This window comes from Pseudobdellovibrio sp. HCB154 (assembly GCF_046267985.1).
In the GTDB taxonomy this organism is placed as follows: Bacteria; Bdellovibrionota; Bdellovibrionia; order Bdellovibrionales; family Bdellovibrionaceae; genus Pseudobdellovibrio.
Genome location: NZ_CP176530.1, coordinates 1,883,437 through 1,899,620, shown reverse-complemented (window position 1 = coordinate 1,899,620; position 16,184 = coordinate 1,883,437). Strand labels below are relative to the sequence as shown.

At 40.5% G+C, this 16,184-nt stretch carries 18 protein-coding genes; 10 read left to right on the top strand and 8 right to left on the bottom strand.

What is annotated here, in order from left to right; translation table 11 throughout:
• Positions 1–109 precede the first annotated feature (109 nt).
• From ACKWCF_RS09325 to ACKWCF_RS09315, 3 genes are all read left to right on the top strand, one after another.
• Entirely contained in the window at positions 110–604 is a 495-nt protein-coding gene (locus ACKWCF_RS09325) for a DUF2231 domain-containing protein (protein ID WP_409477309.1), read from the top strand.
• Positions 605–642: 38 nt separating this feature from the next.
• Positions 643–1,092 carry a CBS domain-containing protein gene (locus tag ACKWCF_RS09320; protein WP_409477308.1) on the top strand — a complete coding sequence of 150 codons (450 nt, stop codon included), beginning with the start codon at positions 643–645 and terminating at the stop codon, positions 1,090–1,092.
• Positions 1,093–1,230: 138 nt separating this feature from the next.
• Positions 1,231–2,007, top strand: a complete 777-nt coding sequence (locus ACKWCF_RS09315; protein WP_409477307.1) for a phytanoyl-CoA dioxygenase family protein — start codon at positions 1,231–1,233, stop codon at positions 2,005–2,007.
• On the opposite strand, the gene ACKWCF_RS09310 is transcribed toward ACKWCF_RS09315, so the two are convergent.
• Positions 2,004–3,476 carry a hypothetical protein gene (locus ACKWCF_RS09310; protein WP_409477306.1) on the bottom strand — a complete coding sequence of 491 codons (1,473 nt, stop codon included), beginning with the start codon at positions 3,474–3,476 and terminating at the stop codon, positions 2,004–2,006. The two genes, ACKWCF_RS09315 and ACKWCF_RS09310, sit on opposite strands and share 4 nt — an antisense overlap.
• A gap of 212 nt (positions 3,477–3,688) precedes the next feature.
• Here ACKWCF_RS09310 and ACKWCF_RS09305 point away from each other — a divergent pair, with 212 nt between their 5' ends.
• On the top strand, positions 3,689–5,104 hold the full coding sequence (locus ACKWCF_RS09305; protein WP_409477305.1) for a hypothetical protein: 1,416 nt from the start codon (positions 3,689–3,691) through the stop codon (positions 5,102–5,104).
• Here ACKWCF_RS09305 and ACKWCF_RS09300 read toward each other — a convergent pair.
• The 3 genes from ACKWCF_RS09300 to ACKWCF_RS09290 all read right to left on the bottom strand — a co-directional run bounded on the left by ACKWCF_RS09300 (position 5,101) and on the right by ACKWCF_RS09290 (position 6,690).
• On the bottom strand, positions 5,101–5,673 hold the full coding sequence (locus ACKWCF_RS09300) for a YybH family protein (protein ID WP_409477304.1): 573 nt from the start codon (positions 5,671–5,673) through the stop codon (positions 5,101–5,103). The genes ACKWCF_RS09305 and ACKWCF_RS09300 overlap by 4 nt on opposite strands.
• A 93-nt stretch (positions 5,674–5,766) precedes the next feature.
• Positions 5,767–6,159, bottom strand: a complete 393-nt coding sequence (locus ACKWCF_RS09295) for a hypothetical protein (protein WP_409477303.1) — start codon at positions 6,157–6,159, stop codon at positions 5,767–5,769.
• Between the two features lie 66 nt (positions 6,160–6,225).
• The gene (locus tag ACKWCF_RS09290; protein WP_409477302.1) at positions 6,226–6,690 is read right to left on the bottom strand and encodes a nucleoside deaminase; all 465 of its coding nucleotides are present in this window, start codon (positions 6,688–6,690) and stop codon (positions 6,226–6,228) included.
• 65 nt (positions 6,691–6,755) lie between these two features.
• On the opposite strand from ACKWCF_RS09290, the gene ACKWCF_RS09285 reads away from it, so the two are divergent.
• The 3 genes from ACKWCF_RS09285 to xdhC are packed head-to-tail and all read left to right on the top strand — an operon-like array spanning position 6,756 to position 11,468.
• Positions 6,756–8,237 carry a xanthine dehydrogenase small subunit gene (locus tag ACKWCF_RS09285; protein WP_409477301.1) on the top strand — a complete coding sequence of 494 codons (1,482 nt, stop codon included), beginning with the start codon at positions 6,756–6,758 and terminating at the stop codon, positions 8,235–8,237.
• Entirely contained in the window at positions 8,230–10,659 is a 2,430-nt protein-coding gene (locus tag ACKWCF_RS09280) for a xanthine dehydrogenase molybdopterin binding subunit (RefSeq protein WP_409477300.1), read from the top strand. The genes ACKWCF_RS09285 and ACKWCF_RS09280 overlap by 8 nt, the downstream gene beginning before the upstream one ends.
• Positions 10,659–11,468 (top strand): xanthine dehydrogenase accessory protein XdhC, encoded by an 810-nt coding sequence (gene xdhC / locus ACKWCF_RS09275; RefSeq protein ID WP_409477299.1) that lies wholly within the window; start codon positions 10,659–10,661, stop codon positions 11,466–11,468. Before ACKWCF_RS09280 ends, xdhC begins: the two co-directional genes overlap by 1 nt.
• On the opposite strand, the gene ACKWCF_RS09270 is transcribed toward xdhC, so the two are convergent.
• Positions 11,389–12,297 (bottom strand): hypothetical protein, encoded by a 909-nt coding sequence (locus tag ACKWCF_RS09270; RefSeq protein WP_409477298.1) that lies wholly within the window; start codon positions 12,295–12,297, stop codon positions 11,389–11,391. The two genes, xdhC and ACKWCF_RS09270, sit on opposite strands and share 80 nt — an antisense overlap.
• On the bottom strand, positions 12,285–12,710 hold the full coding sequence (locus ACKWCF_RS09265) for a DMT family transporter (RefSeq protein WP_409477297.1): 426 nt from the start codon (positions 12,708–12,710) through the stop codon (positions 12,285–12,287). The genes ACKWCF_RS09270 and ACKWCF_RS09265 overlap by 13 nt, the downstream gene beginning before the upstream one ends.
• A gap of 144 nt (positions 12,711–12,854) precedes the next feature.
• Between ACKWCF_RS09265 and ACKWCF_RS09260 the strand changes: the two genes are divergently transcribed.
• From ACKWCF_RS09260 to ACKWCF_RS09250, 3 genes are all read left to right on the top strand, one after another.
• The gene (locus tag ACKWCF_RS09260; protein ID WP_409477296.1) at positions 12,855–13,424 is read left to right on the top strand and encodes a DUF4142 domain-containing protein; all 570 of its coding nucleotides are present in this window, start codon (positions 12,855–12,857) and stop codon (positions 13,422–13,424) included.
• Between the two features lie 10 nt (positions 13,425–13,434).
• Entirely contained in the window at positions 13,435–13,812 is a 378-nt protein-coding gene (locus ACKWCF_RS09255; protein ID WP_409477295.1) for a hypothetical protein, read from the top strand.
• A 77-nt stretch (positions 13,813–13,889) separates the two neighbouring features.
• Positions 13,890–14,096 (top strand): SlyX family protein, encoded by a 207-nt coding sequence (locus ACKWCF_RS09250; RefSeq protein WP_409477294.1) that lies wholly within the window; start codon positions 13,890–13,892, stop codon positions 14,094–14,096.
• 3 nt (positions 14,097–14,099) lie between these two features.
• Here ACKWCF_RS09250 and ACKWCF_RS09245 read toward each other — a convergent pair whose 3' ends face one another.
• Positions 14,100–15,419: an MBL fold metallo-hydrolase gene (locus tag ACKWCF_RS09245; RefSeq protein WP_409477293.1), complete on the bottom strand. Its 1,320-nt coding sequence runs from the start codon at positions 15,417–15,419 to the stop codon at positions 14,100–14,102.
• Positions 15,410–16,180 carry an alpha/beta fold hydrolase gene (locus ACKWCF_RS09240; protein WP_409477292.1) on the bottom strand — a complete coding sequence of 257 codons (771 nt, stop codon included), beginning with the start codon at positions 16,178–16,180 and terminating at the stop codon, positions 15,410–15,412. Before ACKWCF_RS09240 ends, ACKWCF_RS09245 begins: the two co-directional genes overlap by 10 nt.
• Positions 16,181–16,184: the final 4 nt, after the last annotated feature.

The following is a 16,184-nucleotide window of genomic DNA, read 5'->3' as shown; positions in this document are numbered from 1 at the left end:
CCTTGGCCTTGCGATCTTTAAGCAATTGTAATTGTGCGTCTCAAATTGATGCGGGCCTAAACCTTGCTCTATCTATGGTGCATCTAACTTTAAACGAAAGGACATAATTATGTATAGCAAAGTTAAAATTTTGGGGCGTGCTGTTCATCCGATGTTGGTCAGTTTTCCCATCGTTTTCTACACTGCGGCTTTTGTTTGTTTTTGTTTATTTCAAAACACGGCAAATCTTTTTTGGTATCGCGTGGCATTTATAGCAAATCTCGCCGGTGTAGTTGCAGCAGCCGCTGCGGCAGTGCCTGGTTCGATTGACTTATTTATAGGTGTTCCAAAAAATACAGAGCCAAGACGTCGGGGGTATTTACATGCGGCCTTGAACGTCTCTTCGCTGATCCTATTTGCCATCAATCTTTATTTAATCTGGGGAACTTTTAATATGTCTGTCACTCCGAACTCAATCAACGCCGTTATTACCGGAATTGGTTTTGGTTTAACAGTTGTTGCCGCTTACCACGGTCACACACTTGTTGCTAGAGATAAAGTGGGAGTAGACCTGACACCAGAGCAAGAAAGAATAGAAATCGGACGTCGTCCGCTTACAACTTAAATTAAGAACCGCGCTTTTCAGCACGAGAGGAGAAATTTATGATCGTCAAAGAATGTATGTCAAATTATGTAGAGCTAGGTCGTCCGGATATGTCTTTAAAAGATGTAGCCTGTCTTATGCGTGATGGAGATTTTGGTTTTTTACCGATTCAAGAAAATGACCGTTTAGTCGGTACAGTTACAGATCGCGATATCGCGATTCGCGGAGTGGCTGCCGGATTAAATCCTGAAACAGCTAAAGTGCGCGATGTGATGTCGCAAAAAGTTTTATACTGTTTCGAAGATCAATCGCTAGAAGAAGTCACACGTAACTTAGGTGATAACCAGGTTCGTCGTTTGCCGGTGTTGAATCGCGATAAACGTTTAGTCGGTGTATTATCGTTAGGTGATATTGCTCAATCAGAACTTGCTGCAGATCAGTTTGAAGCCGCAGTAAGTCGTATCTCAAAAAGTACACCAGCTTCGCACTCCGGACGTAATTTTCAATAGTTACTAGTACTCAAAAGATGTGTTGGCTAACATGGACGTGGGCCAACTTTTGAGGATATGTTAAGATTTGCTATCTTTTGTCTAGGTTTTGTTGAACAAGACTTTCTGGAATTCTGTGAACGATGTGAAAATAAGGTCATGGCAGCAGCAGCACTAACAGATAAGCAGATCGCAGAATTTTTTGAACGTGGATTTATTGTTCTTCCAAAAGTTTTCAATCAGCACGATTTAAACTTAATGATTCAGTCGACGGAAAAGCTGCTTAAATCAAGCCGTAAGCTTAACTTAACAACTCAACTGCATAATGGTTCAAGTTTTGTTTTTGAAAACCAAGCTCTACACCGCGTAGTTTGGGCGGGTGCTCACGAAAATGATCTTTTAAATTTCGGAGCTGATCTTAGAATTTTAGAACCGGTGAGCCAGTTATTGTGCTCTACTGAAATGGATCAGCTGATTAATCAAATTCATTTTAAAATGCCAGGCGATGATATCGAGTTTGAATGGCATCAAGACAGTCAGCACCGTGGTTACGGCACCGCTGATTGGACAGACGTTAACGGCCTTGGTAGCTACGTGCAAACACTGATCGCTATTGATGAAGTCACAGCTGATAAAGGGCCGGTAAGTTTTGTGCCTGGAAGTAATAAATTAGGCCACGTAGGGCTTAATCATATTTCTGATGTCACTTCGGTGTGTGATATTTCAAAATCTGAAGAATTACTGATGCAACCAGGTGATATTGTTTTATTTCACCCGTATGTGATTCACGCGAGCACTAAAAATATGTCTTCAACTCCAAGACGAGTTTTAATTAATGGTTACTCTTATCCGGGAGCAAATCATAAAAAATACCCTGGCGAAGGCTCGGGGCGTAGACTTAATCTTGATATCTTAAGAAATAAAAAGTCGGCTTAATTTACAATGCAATTCTGACTTCCAGTTTTATAGCTATTAGAAAAATGTGTTTCTAATTGTAAATCTAAATGCAATTGGCCTGCGTTACATAATGATTTGGTGCCTTCAGCTAAGCGTTTCGTATTTAAGGCAAACTGCGCATAGTCTTTATCCGTCATCATTGTTTCGCGCATAAAAAAGTCTTTCGCATAGCTTCCTGTGCTTGAGCTAGATAAGTACGCATGAAAGCGTTGTAATTGGTCATAGGTTGATTTTTTCATATGACGAATGCTCGTTAGCATATTTAGTTTTTCAGCAATGCCTGTGCGGGCTACGGCTGATTCTACCGCAACACCGCAGTCGTTATCTTTAAGCATCATACGGCGCACTGGAAAAGCAGAGGTTCCATACTTAGTCATAAACTCTTGCATGGCTGAATTTAATTCTTCAGCTGAATCAGCCTTTTTTACATCTAATGATTTAATATCGATTTTACCATCAGCACCTTTAACTAAACCGGTGACTTCAAGCTTGTAGGCGATATTGTTAAAACGATCTTCTTGGCGAAGGAGATAATCCATCACTAACATATCAGCGGCATCACCCATTACACGTAAACGTTGAACGTTATCTTGTGTCCATTGTTGACTAACAATCTTTGTAGCTACGTTAGTGTTAATTAAATCAAGGTAAACTTGCTCTTGCATAAAGGCTTTACCGCGTGCCATTTGTTCGCCGCCAGCATCGTTAGAAATTTCTAACCAAGCCGCTTCGCCTTTGGCGTTTTTCATTAGGCCACCAAAAGTTTGCATGTAATCATTCGTGAATAAGTAAGGGCCACGTTTATCAGTTGCCGGGTTATTTAATTGGTTAATCACAGCTTTCCAGGTGGCTGCGATAACGCCGCCTTTAGAGAGTGTTTTTTTACCCTTTGCCGGCACAGCTTTGTAAGCTTCAGCATCCATCGTTCTTAAAACCACTGGCGGAACTTTTAAAATATCACCCATAATGCGGGATACGTGATAGTAAGCTAGAATTGAAGGTGTATAGCTACAGCTTGTGCTGAGTTTGTATTTTGCTAGTTTTGTTCCTTCACGAAGGTTTGAAGGCATATCGCAAATTTTGGTTTCAAGTGATTGTTTGGTAAATCCTGCACCAATTTCATAAATTTCTAGGCCCGGGTTTGTGTTGTGAAGTTTCGGGCAGATGCCAACGGCATAGTTTTGAGTTGTGTTTTTCGTAACCGGAGTTTGTGCTTGAAAATCCATGCGGCAAAGTTCTAGTTCGCTCTCTAAATCTTTCGCTGAATAGTTTGATTGGCCAAGTTTTTTTGGATCAATATTCGGAAATTTTCTGGGAATTACACAGATCTCGTTTTTAGCAAAAGTTAAAGTTTTTTCACCTCGTGAAGTTTTTAAATCCATATAGGCAAAAACACTTGAAGAAATCAGGCAGGGCAGAATGAAGTATGAGAATTTGAACTTCGACATGTATTTAACTCCCGTAAAAGCGATTTTAAGACTGCAGACGGGGTGCCAAAGGCGTAAGAATTAAAGCGATTTAAATAGCTTAGGCCTGTTAAGGTTTTCGACAGAGGGGCACTCTATGGAGCCTCTTTGCACTTTTTAAGGATTATAAGACAAATTAACACCAGCCCAGGTGGCACTTTCGTTGCTTTGTGATCAGCTGTTGGAGGATCTTTATGAAACTGTCTCGCGCGCTAACTTCTTTGCTTCTTACGACCTTCTTAGCCCAAGCAAGCTTTGCAACCTGCGAGATTTTTGCCGATTTAGAAAAACCTATTAGCGATAAAGATCCAAACCGTATTGCTTGTCTTCGTGAGGCCCATTTTTTAATGCCGGTTCCGGCTAAAAAAACGCAAGAAGAAATCATCCGCGGCGCTGAATCTGATGAAGCCGCGATTGATCCCCAAGGCCGTACTTACTGCCGTTATTTTTACCGCTATCAGAATGGCTCAAGTAATAAATTTCGTTGTGCCAGAACGAATGAAAGTAATGTTTTAGTCTCAGAAAAAGGCGTACCTGTTCCTGAAGCTGTGGCTGTTAAAGACGCTATGTACGCTGGAAAATTAGAAGAAGATGTTTTAGTGCGCGCCGATGGCAGTGTGATCACGCAGACAAATAAAAAAGGCGAAGTCAAACCAGTCTCTGCGGATGTGTTAAAAGTTCGTTTTAAAGTTTCACTTGAAGGTATGAAAAACCAAACTGAATTAAACGAGTGGCGCCACCGTGAAGCCTACACAAGCGCTGTGGCCACACGCTTAGCGTGGATGATGGGTTTTCCTTCAGAGAATTATTACCCAGCTAAAGAAGTGGTTTGTTTTGGTTGTGATACTGATCCTTGGAAAAACGGTTTAGAGCCGCAGTTAGTGCCGGTAGCAAAAACCAATGTGTTTCCGGGTGCTGCGATTGAAAGAAAATTTGAAGGTAAACGTATTATGAAAGCATTTACGTCCAACCCAAAACTTGGAAAACAATTCGTGAACACACCCTGGAGATGGGATGAGTACATTTCTAACTTTTCTAAATTAACAGCCCAGCAGCAACATGAAATTCAAGTTTTAGCGTTATTTATAAACTTAGTTCACACTGTAGAAGAGCGCGGAAGCCAACACGTTATGCTTTGTGAAAATCAAAACGTAGTTAAGGCTGGAGAGAAAAAAGTTTGTAGTACTCCTATTGCAGGAACTCATGATTTAGGTTCAGCTTTTGGTAACCGAGATCTTAAGTTTGTAAAAAACAAAAATCATCCACGCGGTGATTACGCAGCTTACAGAGCGTTAAATATGTTCTTAGATAACAAATGTACGCTGGCCGCTCAGCCAGGAAAAGGTCCTAACAAAGACCTTCCAGGTTTAAAAACAGTGACTGAAAAAGCCCGCCGCGATTTCGTAGCTCGTTTAGATTTGGTAACTCGCCAAGATTTAATGACGATCTTAAGAGTTTCAAACTTTCAGGACGTCGACATGCCTTTTAAAAATTCTGTAGCTAAACAGACAGGTTTAAAAGGCGATGCCTTAAATTTAAAAGTAATTGAGCTATGGTCTGATCTTATTTTTTCAAAAATGGATCAGTTCAGAAACATGCAATGTAACTAATGGCTCACTTGATATCCGGGTTTTAAATTCATTAAAGCTTTTCCATCTTCGGCCACGGGCACTGAAAAGTGTTCGTGGAAAATGCGCCAGCGATTATTCATTTTTTTCAACACACAGGTGTAGCGTCCCCAGCAATCCATCTCTTTAGGTTCGCCTTGTTGTGGTTCTTTAATTGTACCCGCTGTGTGAATTAAAGCGTGAAATACGCCGAGGTCTCCATCGACTTGAAGTTTTTCTTCACTAAATTCATAGCTCACCGGAAACTGCATTTTACTCGTAAACTGCGTTTCCCAGTTTTTTCTGTACTCGTTGGCATTGGTGAAGCGTAAGGGAGGGACGACATCAAATGCAATTAAGCCTGGATCATAAAACGACATAATATCTTCGATTTTTCCGCTACGAATAGCATCAGCGAATTCTTCTAACAATTGGCGAATCTCGCCTTCAGAAGCTTCTTTAGTGGCTCCTGTTACATTCACGGGGGTTGTTTTTCCAATATTAGTAACAGCGGCACGTGCTCGCTCTGCGGCGGTATCAACGGTTGTTGAACCATCTTTATTTTGTTCCATAAAACCTCCTTAAGCGGGGAATAATTGGGATTAAATTGTTTAAAAAACAATAACGAGGTAGGTGGTGCAAAGGTTTGGCCACGGCTTTATGTGTTACGCACAGCTAATAGTGACCTGGTGGTTGTGGCCAGCGTCAGTTGTACTGCTTTTGCGAAGGCCTACATTATTTCTAAGCATCGTAAAATCTTCACCTGTTAGGGTAATGGTATGGATGTGGCCTGAAGCATTGTTTTCAAGGGTATATGTTTTAGCTGAGCCTGCATTCACATCGTCACGTGAAACAATGAGTGTATGATTTGGTGTGTGTGTCACTTCAATATCAACGTTGGTTCCGTTATCAGTGCAGTTGCCATCCACATCTAGGATTCCGTTGGATTCATTGTTGTCGCCATCTGAACAAGCGGCTGTTGAAAGGCTTATTCCAGTGGCAGAAAATAAAAGTGAGTAATGAAAAACGTTTTGTAAAAAAGTGCGGCGATTTGGCACTTGTACCTCCGTGTTAAGGTGTGATTAATCACGAAGGTTCAATTTTTATGCCTTTTGGAGATAAGGTTAGTACTTAATTTTAACTGTAGAGACTTGCCAAGCTTTAAAAACTTCTAAAGCTTCAGGACGCATCATCTGAACCATTGAGATTTTACGATCAGAAATTGGTTTTGGAATTTCAGTGTAGATAAAATCATCATCAAATTCGATCTCAGCCGCATCTTTTTTTGTATTGGCGTAATAGATTTTTGACAGGCGGGCCCAGTAGATAGCTGATAAGCACATCGGACAAGGTTCGCAGCTGGTGTAAATTTCGGCACCGTTAAGATCGAAGTTGCTGATGTTTTTGCAGGCTTCGCGGATCGCTTCTACTTCAGCGTGGGCTGTAGGGTCGTTGTTTGCGGTTACTTTGTTGAATCCTTCACCGATGATTTTTCCATCTTTAACAATGACTGCACCGAAGGGGCCGCCACCGTGTTCGATATTCTTTTTTGAGAGCTCAATGGCTCTTTTCATATACTGGTTGCTCATGACGAACTACGTTACAAAAGAAATACCTACAGATCAAGGGTCTTCTATTGAACAATGAAATTTGGATGAAAACACGCAACTATATTTTATTTTATCTCAATGGTGAAAGACATCAAATTTCAGGCGATCAAGCTGGTGTGATGCTTTCAGATTATCTTCGTTATCACAAAAATTTAACAGGCACTAAGATTGTCTGTGCCGAAGGCGATTGTGGGGCTTGCTCAGTGCTTAGATTTTTTCCTTATTACTCTGGAAAAAAGAAAAACATTTTTCTTCCGATTAACTCGTGTGTCACAACTGTGGCACAAATGGATGGATCACATTTAGTCACAGTTGATGCACTGGCTAAGCCAGCGCTAACAGCTCAACCGGAGCACACGCCTGTGCAAAAAGCGATGATGAATTGCCATGGCAGTCAGTGCGGTTTTTGTACACCCGGATTTGTGATGGCCTTAACTGGTTTAGTTGAAAAAAAGATTTGCCAGAAACAAACAGAAATCACTTCAGCAGATGCTAAAAATGCAACCACAGGAAATCTGTGTCGTTGCACGGGATATCAGCCGATCATTGATGCGGCAAAAAATATTTCTATTCCTGAGAGTGAATCAGTGATGAAGCGTTTTTATTCATCAGCTTCGCAAAAAGAAATCGAACAGCACTTAAAAGTTCCGGTGAAGATTACTAGCGAAAACTTTTCGTTCTTTGCGCCAATCAAGTTAAAGGAAGCCTTAGCTTATCTTGGCAAAAATAAATCGGTGCGTATCGTTGGAGCTTCGACTGACTTAGGCGTTGTTCACAACAAACGTAAACTTCGGTTAACTCAAGCGTTAAGCTTACATTTAATTCCTGAGCTGTATGACATCGAAAAAGACGGCAAGACACGTTTATCAGTAGGTGCTCGTGTAACGCTGAGCGATTTACGTTTATATGTTAAAGATCTTATTCCAGAGTTCGCAAAGTTCTTAGATTTATTTGCTTCACCGCAAATTAAAAATGTGGCGACTTTAGTTGGTAATGTGGCGAATGCTTCACCGATTGCAGATACGCCGCCATTTTTACTTACGATGAATACTGAAGTTGAAATTCACGGGCCTAAAGGCAAACGTTTTGTAAAACTAGAATCGTTTTTCTTGGATTACCGTAAGATCAATCTTTCGCCGAAAGAACTTATTGTGGCTTTACATTTTGATATTCCACAAAAGAACGAATCTTTAGCGCTTTATAAAATTTCACAGCGTAAAGATTTAGATATTTCAGCTGTTAACTTTGCAGCCCGTGTTGCCTGGGCCGATAAAGAAAAAACCAAAATTAAAGATATTAAATTAGCATTCGGCGGAGTCGCTGCTACGACAGTTCGTTTGTATAAAACTGAAAAAAGCTTAACCAACGAAAAAGTAAGTGCTGAAAAGCTAGCGCAAGCCCTTGAATTACTTCACACAGAAATCACGCCGTTAAGTGATTTACGTGCGACAAGTGCGTTTCGTCATGTCGTTGCTGAAAATCTATTTCATAAATTCTTTCGTGAGCAAGGAGTAGGTCATGAGTAATCTTCCGCATGATTCAGCTCATACGCACGTAACGGGTCGAAGTGAATTCGTTGATGATCGAGCCTATCATTCTAACGAACTTTTTGTAGATGTGCTTTACAGCCCACACGCCAAAGCTAAGATTAAAAAAATCAATATTGATAAAGCTTTAAAATCACCCGGTGTTAAAGGCATCTTCTTAGGTAAAGATTTTCACCACAATATTTGGGGTACGATTTTTCAAGACCAGCCGTTACTTGCAGAAACTGAAGTAAACTTTGCTGGTGAGGCAATCGCTTTAATCGCGGCAACGAATCCTGATACAGCAGCAGCCGGTAAAGCGTTAATTGAAGTTACCTACGAAGTAAAACCAGCTGTGTTATCAGTGCAGGATGCGATCTCGCAGGAATCATTTATCGCTGGTTCTCGTAAAATCGAGCGTGGTGAAGTTGAAAAAGCTTTAGCCTCTGCGCCTAATAAACTTGAAAACTCGCTAGTTATTCGCGGCGCCGATCATTTTTATTTAGAAAGTAATGTGGCAATCGCTTATCCAAAAGAAGACGGGCAGATTGAAGTTCATTCTTCGTCACAACATCCTACAGAATGCCAGCACGTGGTTTCACACGGTCTTGGTCTTGGTTCAAAAGATGTGACTGTGATCGTAAAACGTATGGGTGGAGGCTTTGGTGGTAAAGAATCACAAGCCGCTCCGATTGCCGCTTATGCAGCCCTAGTGGCACAAAAGCTAAATGTGCCAGCTCGTATTGTCTTAACAAAAGATGACGATATGGTGATGACGGGTAAACGTAACCCGTTTGAAGTTTTTTATAACGTAGGTTTTGATGATAATGGCTATATCACAGCTCTTGATGCAAAACTTTATTCTGATGGTGGAGCTTACGCCGATCTTTCGACATCGATTATGGAGCGCGCGATGCTTCATTCAGATAACGCGTATTTTATTCCGCATCTTCGTGTGACAGGACAAGTGTGCCGTACGAATTACCATCCGCACACGGCGTTTCGTGGTTTCGGTGGCCCAAAAGGTGTAGCGATGATTGAAAAAATTATTGAAGAAGTCGCACACTATTTAGGAAAAGATCCTTTAGAAATCAGAAAACTAAATTGCTACACGGACGAAGGCGGAAGAAATGTCACGCACTACGATCAAGTTGTCGAAAATAACTGTCTGCCAAGACTTTTAAGTGATTTAGAAAAAGAAAGTAACTACGTCGCTCGTCGCAAAGAAATTGAAGCGCATAACGCTAAAGCGTTAGTAGATCGTTCTCTTCCTCTTAAAGGTTTATCGTTAACGCCGGTTAAGTTTGGTATTTCGTTCACGACAAGATTTTTAAATCAGGCGAATGCGTTAGTGATTATTCACCGTGATGGCACATTACAAGCCACAACGGGGGCGACTGAAATGGGTCAGGGTGTGAATGCCCGTATCTCTGAACTGATCGCTTCAGAACTAGGGTTGCAACGTAGTGCTGTTCGTATGATGCCAACATCAACAGATAAAAATGCGAACACGTCACCAACGGCCGCTTCATCAGGAACAGATTTAAATGGCGCTGCTGCGATCTTAGCAGTTCGTCGTATTAAAATGCGTTTAAGTGAATTAGCTCTTAAGCTTTTTGATATTCCAGAAAGCCAATGGGCAAGGCATACAGCTGGTCTGGGAACACAAGAAGAAGTCGAAGTTAAAAACGCGCATTTAACAAATGATCCAAACGAAGGGGCTGAATGGAATTCAGGTATTGCTGAATATCACGGTATTACTTTTAAAGAGGGCCAAGTTTTCTCAGCGAAACATCCCGAAAAACGTATGACTTTTCATTCGTTAGTTGTTGAAGCTTATCATAATCGTATTGCCTTAAGCGAATACGCTCACTATAAGTTTCCGGGTCTATCGTTTAATAAACTGACTGGCAAGGGCACAGCGTTTTTATATTTTACTCAAGGGGCAGCTTGCTCTGAAGTAAGCATTGATCGCGACACAGGCGAAGCTAAAGTGACTCGCGCCGATATCATTATGGATTTAGGGCGCCCAATTAACGAAGGTCTTGATTTAGGTCAAGTTACAGGTGCTTTTATTCAAGGTATGGGTTGGGTAACGACAGAAAAGTTATTTTATAAAAACGGCTTTTTATTATCGCACGCACCAAGTACTTATAAAATTCCGAATATTCAAGATACGCCAAGAATTTTTAACGTGCGTTTATTAAACAATAACGAAAATAAACCTAACGTTCGCGGAACAAAAGCGGCCGGTGAGCCGCCGTTATTATTATGCTTAAGCGTGTGGACAGCGATCCACGATGCGATGAAAGGCTTATCGCCGTTTAAATTGAAATATCCACACATGGAATTACCAGCGACAAACGAAGAAATTCTAAAAGCTATGCATCCAGAACTTTTCAAAAAGTGGACTAAGAAATAATGAAAACTTATTTCGATGTGGCTTTTGAATTAAAAAATGCAGCGCAATCTTTTGTGGTTGTGACTGTTATAGGTTCGCGCGGCTCAGCTCCGCAAGATGCTGGGGCTAAGGCTATTATTTTAGAAAACGGTCTTCATTGGGGCACAGTGGGCGGTGGCCGAGTTGAAGCCAAAGCTATTGCGCATTCGCAAGATTTGTTAAAAGAAAACAAAACAGGCCCAGAACTGATCACGTGGAATTTGCAAAAAGATATTGGCATGAGCTGTGGTGGAGAAATCACTTATCTTTTTGAAGTTCACCGTTATACCACCTGGCCTATCGTAGTTTTTGGCGCAGGCCACGTAGCCCAAGCGTTGATTCGTGTCCTATTAAATTTAAACTGCCAAATCACCTGTGTAGATAACCGTACTGAGTGGTTAGATAAATTACCTGAATCTTTTAACTTAAAGAAAATTCATTCAGAAGATCCGCCAAGCGTTGTTGAAACTCTGGATAAGAATTCATTCTTTGTGATCATGACTCAAGGTCATGCGATGGATCTGCCGATTCTAAAAAAGCTTTTCACGATTCACCCAGAGGCACCGTATATCGGAAACATGGGAAGCAAAGTTAAAGGCATGAGGCTACGTAAAGAATTACAAGAGTTCGGTATTCAAGCTGAAACGCTTAAAGACTTTCATTGTCCGATTGGAATTCCCTTTGGGCAAAATCATCCTTATGAGATTGCGATTAGTATTTCGGGTCAGTTGATTCAGGTTCGCGATCAAGTAAACGGTCAACAGTCTTTGATAAAGTGGGAAAAGACGTAAGCGCTTTTTTGATCCAGCTTTGCGGAAACGCACGCAGAATAAAAAATACTAAATACGCGATAGCGATAACTCGCAGAGAATAAACAAAAACTTGAAAGTAATCTGATTTTTCAGTTAACAGCATAAATGCGATAGTTAACACCATTGATAAAATCATCCACGGGTTTAAAAGATCTTTTAAAGCACCACGTGTGGCACTTAATGATTTTTTATTCTTAAGACTTTTTGTCGTTAAGTCTTTGTACTTCATGATTTTTGTAAAATATTTTTCAGTAATCCAAGTCGGGTACTTCCAGCCGATAAAAGCGACCACCCACGATAAAAGAACTTTAAGTAACACAAAGCCAATTAAAATACGTAGGCCATATTCAGGTGATAAAGAAAGTTTTTCTGCAATATCAAGCCAAAGTTTTTCAATGGCTAAAAACAATTTTTCACCAAAAAATAAATAAGCAAACAGTAACGGTTGAGCAAATCCCCAAAGTGATAAAAGGCTAATACCTAAAATCATTCCCAAGATGTTATTTCCTAAAATTAGAATACCTAAAGAAAATAAAAAACCCTGCATGCTGATTGCAAGCATTGGGGTTAGGCGTTTTCCCATCGGAGAAAGTGATTTTAGAATCGCTGTGATAATTGAAATGCTATTTGTTGCCGTAACCGCTTCTTTGCGGCTTTCAGTTTTTTGACAAGCTTGGGTTAAGATCAACCCCTGATTCAACGAAAGCGCGTGGCCCGAAAAAGGAATATGAAAAGCGTGTAAAAAGCTTCCAAGGCCAACTTCAACTAACGATTGAATAGTGGCGTAGTAGCTGACTAGGCCTTGCATACCAGAACTGCACCGATCCAAGCTAAGGCAATACCTGCAATACGCATTGTTGATACCGGCATACCTTCAATTTGCGAATCCCAAACTAAGCTTGCTAAAAGTTGCGCTGAAATAATTAAAATAAAAGTATGAACTGCTCCCCAGCGCATAATCGCCATAGGCCCACCAAACACAAGAATACAACCTAAAGTTCCAGGAACTAAATACCACCAGTTAAAACTTTTAAGCTCAATGTTGCCTTTCATGTTAGGCACAAAGAAGTAGGCTACGATGGCGATCACTAAAAACACTAAAGCATTCAGTAAAACTGCGCCGCTGATTCCCCATACGGCTGAAATTTTTTTGTTCAGTCCTGCTTGTAAAACAACGACTACGCCTAAAAGTGCTGGAAGAAAACTTACCCATGAATTCATGACTCAAAGACTAGCACTGTTATGTGTCGTAAACCAAATTAAATTTTCATTTTCGAGGTAATAAACCCCGCATCTTTTGGCCACACCTTTGCAACCTTATTTTGAGTTTGTGCGACAAAACAAAATCTCAAGGAGGAAGTTCAAATGAAAAAACTATTATTATCCACGCTGACTCTGTTAACGCTGACATTCGGCTATGTAAAAACAGTCAGCGCCGAAGATACAACAACAGATATGATGGCAAAAACTTCAAGTACAATGCCTGTGGCTTTTTCTGACGGTGAAAGTGCTGAAGTGATGGTGACTTTAAATGAAGGTGAAATCGATATCGGGCAATTGGCAAAACGTAAAGCTACAAATAAACAAGTGAAAGATTACGCGAAAATGATGGTCGATCAACATAAGCAAAATGAAAAAGACACAAAACGCGTGGCCAGAAAACAGGACTTCGACTTTAAAAAAACAGACATGAGTAAGTCTTTAGAAGCCCAAGCCGAAGATGCTGAAAAAACTCTTAAAAAAACAGCTAAAGAAGATTTTGACCGCGCTTACATGGATCAGCAGGTGATGATGCATGAAAAAGCTTTAAATACGGTCGAGTCTTTAATCGAAAGCGCGCAAAACATGGCTTATAAAGCGCACTTAGAAAAAACTCGTGATGCGATCACTGTGCATCTAGCTCACGCCAAAGAAGTTCAAGCCATGGTTAAATAGAGAGGTGAATATGCAGTTAAAACGTAATATTAAATTTTTTGCAGTTCTATTAACAAGTACTTACAGCGCTTGGGTTTTAGCCCAAGCCCAACCACAAGCCAATGGCGCTGCCTTAGGCTCTACCACAGCACCTGGTGGTGTAAGTGCAACACGTACAACAACGAACACAACTCCAACAGCGACTACAGGTGGTGCCCCTGCTGGTGTTGAAGAAACAGCGCCTAGCGAAGTCACAACCATGGATCCCATGGACCCATCTCGCGATTCAAGAATGGGCAGCGATGCTACGATGGGAGATCGTCGTGACCGTCGAGCGAGAGGGCCAGCTTCTGGAACAGTAGCTCCAGAGACGATGCCTCCGCAAACGGTGCCTAATTCAACCTATTAGGAGTGCTAAGTACGGTAATTTTGATGCGGCCAAAGATTAAAGATTGATCTTTAGCCGCATTCTTGTTTTAAAAGGCTATGGATATCGAACAGCGTCTGATTGAATTAGAAACTAAAATTGCTTATCAAGATAAAACTATCGAAGATTTAAGTGATGTTATTTATAAGCAAGATAAGCTAATCATTGCGCTTGAAAAAAACTTAGAATTATTAAAAATTCAGATTCAGTCTTTTCAAAGTGGTGACAACGAAATCCGCGGCCACGAAAAGCCACCTCATTACTAAGATTTAATTTTTTGATTTCAATTTTAACAGCTGAGCTTTCTGATAGCTCGCAAATCCTTCACTAAATAATGAACGAATGAGCGGATCTTCAATAATATCCACATCTTCATTTTCGCATGTGATTCTTAAGTACATCGAAGTTAACGACTCACCTAGTTCTAACGCCGCAAATAGTTTTCGCTCTGATACTTCGGTAAACCAATCAACTTGCGCTGGCGCTTGCGTGAGAAGTTGTAAGTTATCTTCTTCTAGACGGTAGAAATAAGCTTTCTTTAGGCCTTGGTTATTAAATAACGAAAGTTCCCAAATACGTGGCTTAACAAAATAGGGATCAGCCGATGGGCCCAGTTCTTGATGTTTAGCTAAAATTTCTGATTTACAAAATTCTTCAACTCTTTTTTGTTCAGTTAAAGTGAGTGCGGGAAAGTGTTTAGCAATATCTTCAGTCTTTTGCGGAACAACATTTAAATTATATTTGTAGTCAATATCTTGATCGCAAACTGGAGTAATCCACGTCAGCGGTGAGGACTCAGTTAAACTTTCATTGTTCAACAAAATCGATTTTCCAGGGTTTAAACGCTGAATCTGAGCTTCAGGCAAAACCGCAGTCACTTCGTCTGAGAACTGTGTGTAAGAAATAGGAAAAAAAGCTTCATTATACCAAGACCATGATTCCATCTGAAATTGGCAAGAGCTTGGAATAACAGTTTTAGGGTTGAGCTCTTTTAATTGCGCAAGCCACTCAGAGGGCAAGGTTTGTGGCGTAGCCTTATAACGGTGAGGGGATAAAACTTCAACCTCACGCATGGTCTGAAACGGCCAACAAATTAAATCCCACGGTTTGTTTTGGATTAATAAATGCATCGTCTCTTCATCAATCCACGAATCAACGACATTTAAAACATTTAAACCTTGCGACTTAATCTGAAAAAGACAATCCACGTCGCGATCAAGCGCTCGGCGGGGGATAACTTCCAAATCTGCCACCATAACTGATTTATCCAGTTCAAGCGGGTAGACGTTCTTGAATCCTAATTCACGAATAAGAGTGAACATTTCGTCATGCACGCAGTACATGTAAATTGGAATATCACGATTTAATAAATTTAAACTTTCAAACGAACAATGATCATCGTGATGATGAGAAATAAAAACGGCATCAGGCTTTAAGTTTTTAATTTTTTCCAGATCAAATTGAATTTCTGGAAAGGCATAGCAGTTACGGCTAAAAGGGTTTTCAAAAATCGGATCAAAAAAAATCTGAGCTTTATCAGTTTTAAATTCGTAACCAGCATGAAGAATTCTAGAAATAGTTACGGGCATGTCTGATCTAAAAATGATTTAACTTCAGATAAAACTTCTGTTTCATGTTCGCGATGCGGAATATGGCCACAGTTGTGTAAAATAACTTTTTTAGAGTTTCCTGCAACAGTCGTAGCAATTCCATCAGGAAAAGCTAAAGAGCCGTATTCGTCTTTATCACCGTGAATCACTAGCACCGGACAAAGAACGTCGGGTAGGTGCGAAAGTAAGCTCCAGTTAGCAAATTCTGGTGCAAGCCAAGTGTCAGTCCAGGCCTTAAAAACCCACGTAGTTTTTTCGCCATGATATTTTTTTAATTTATCAAATTTCACAGGGTCTTGATAAAAAGCTATAGCGTTAACAATTCCAGCTTTTGTTTGTTCTTCAACAAAAACTTGCGCTGATTCACTGATCACGGCTTTGCATTGTGGATTATTTTTAGCCGCAATCAAACTCATCGCACCACCCACGCTATAACCAAACAGAATATATTCGTTAATTTCTAAAGCTTGGGTGATTTTAGCGATGATTTTAGATTCTTCTTCGATAAAACCATAACTCGGAGGTGCTATACGCTCAGAAGATTGACCAAAACCTAAACGGTCGTAGGCGATCACGGTACGATTAAGGTGTTGTGAAAGTTTCTCCGGAAAATCACGCCAAGTCTCCACACAACCCAAAGAGTCGTGAAGCATGATCACCGGAATTAAATTATTATTCTTTTCCCAGATGCGAACAAAGACTTGGCCACCGTGAATATCTAAAAACTTTTCAGTAGCCATAAAA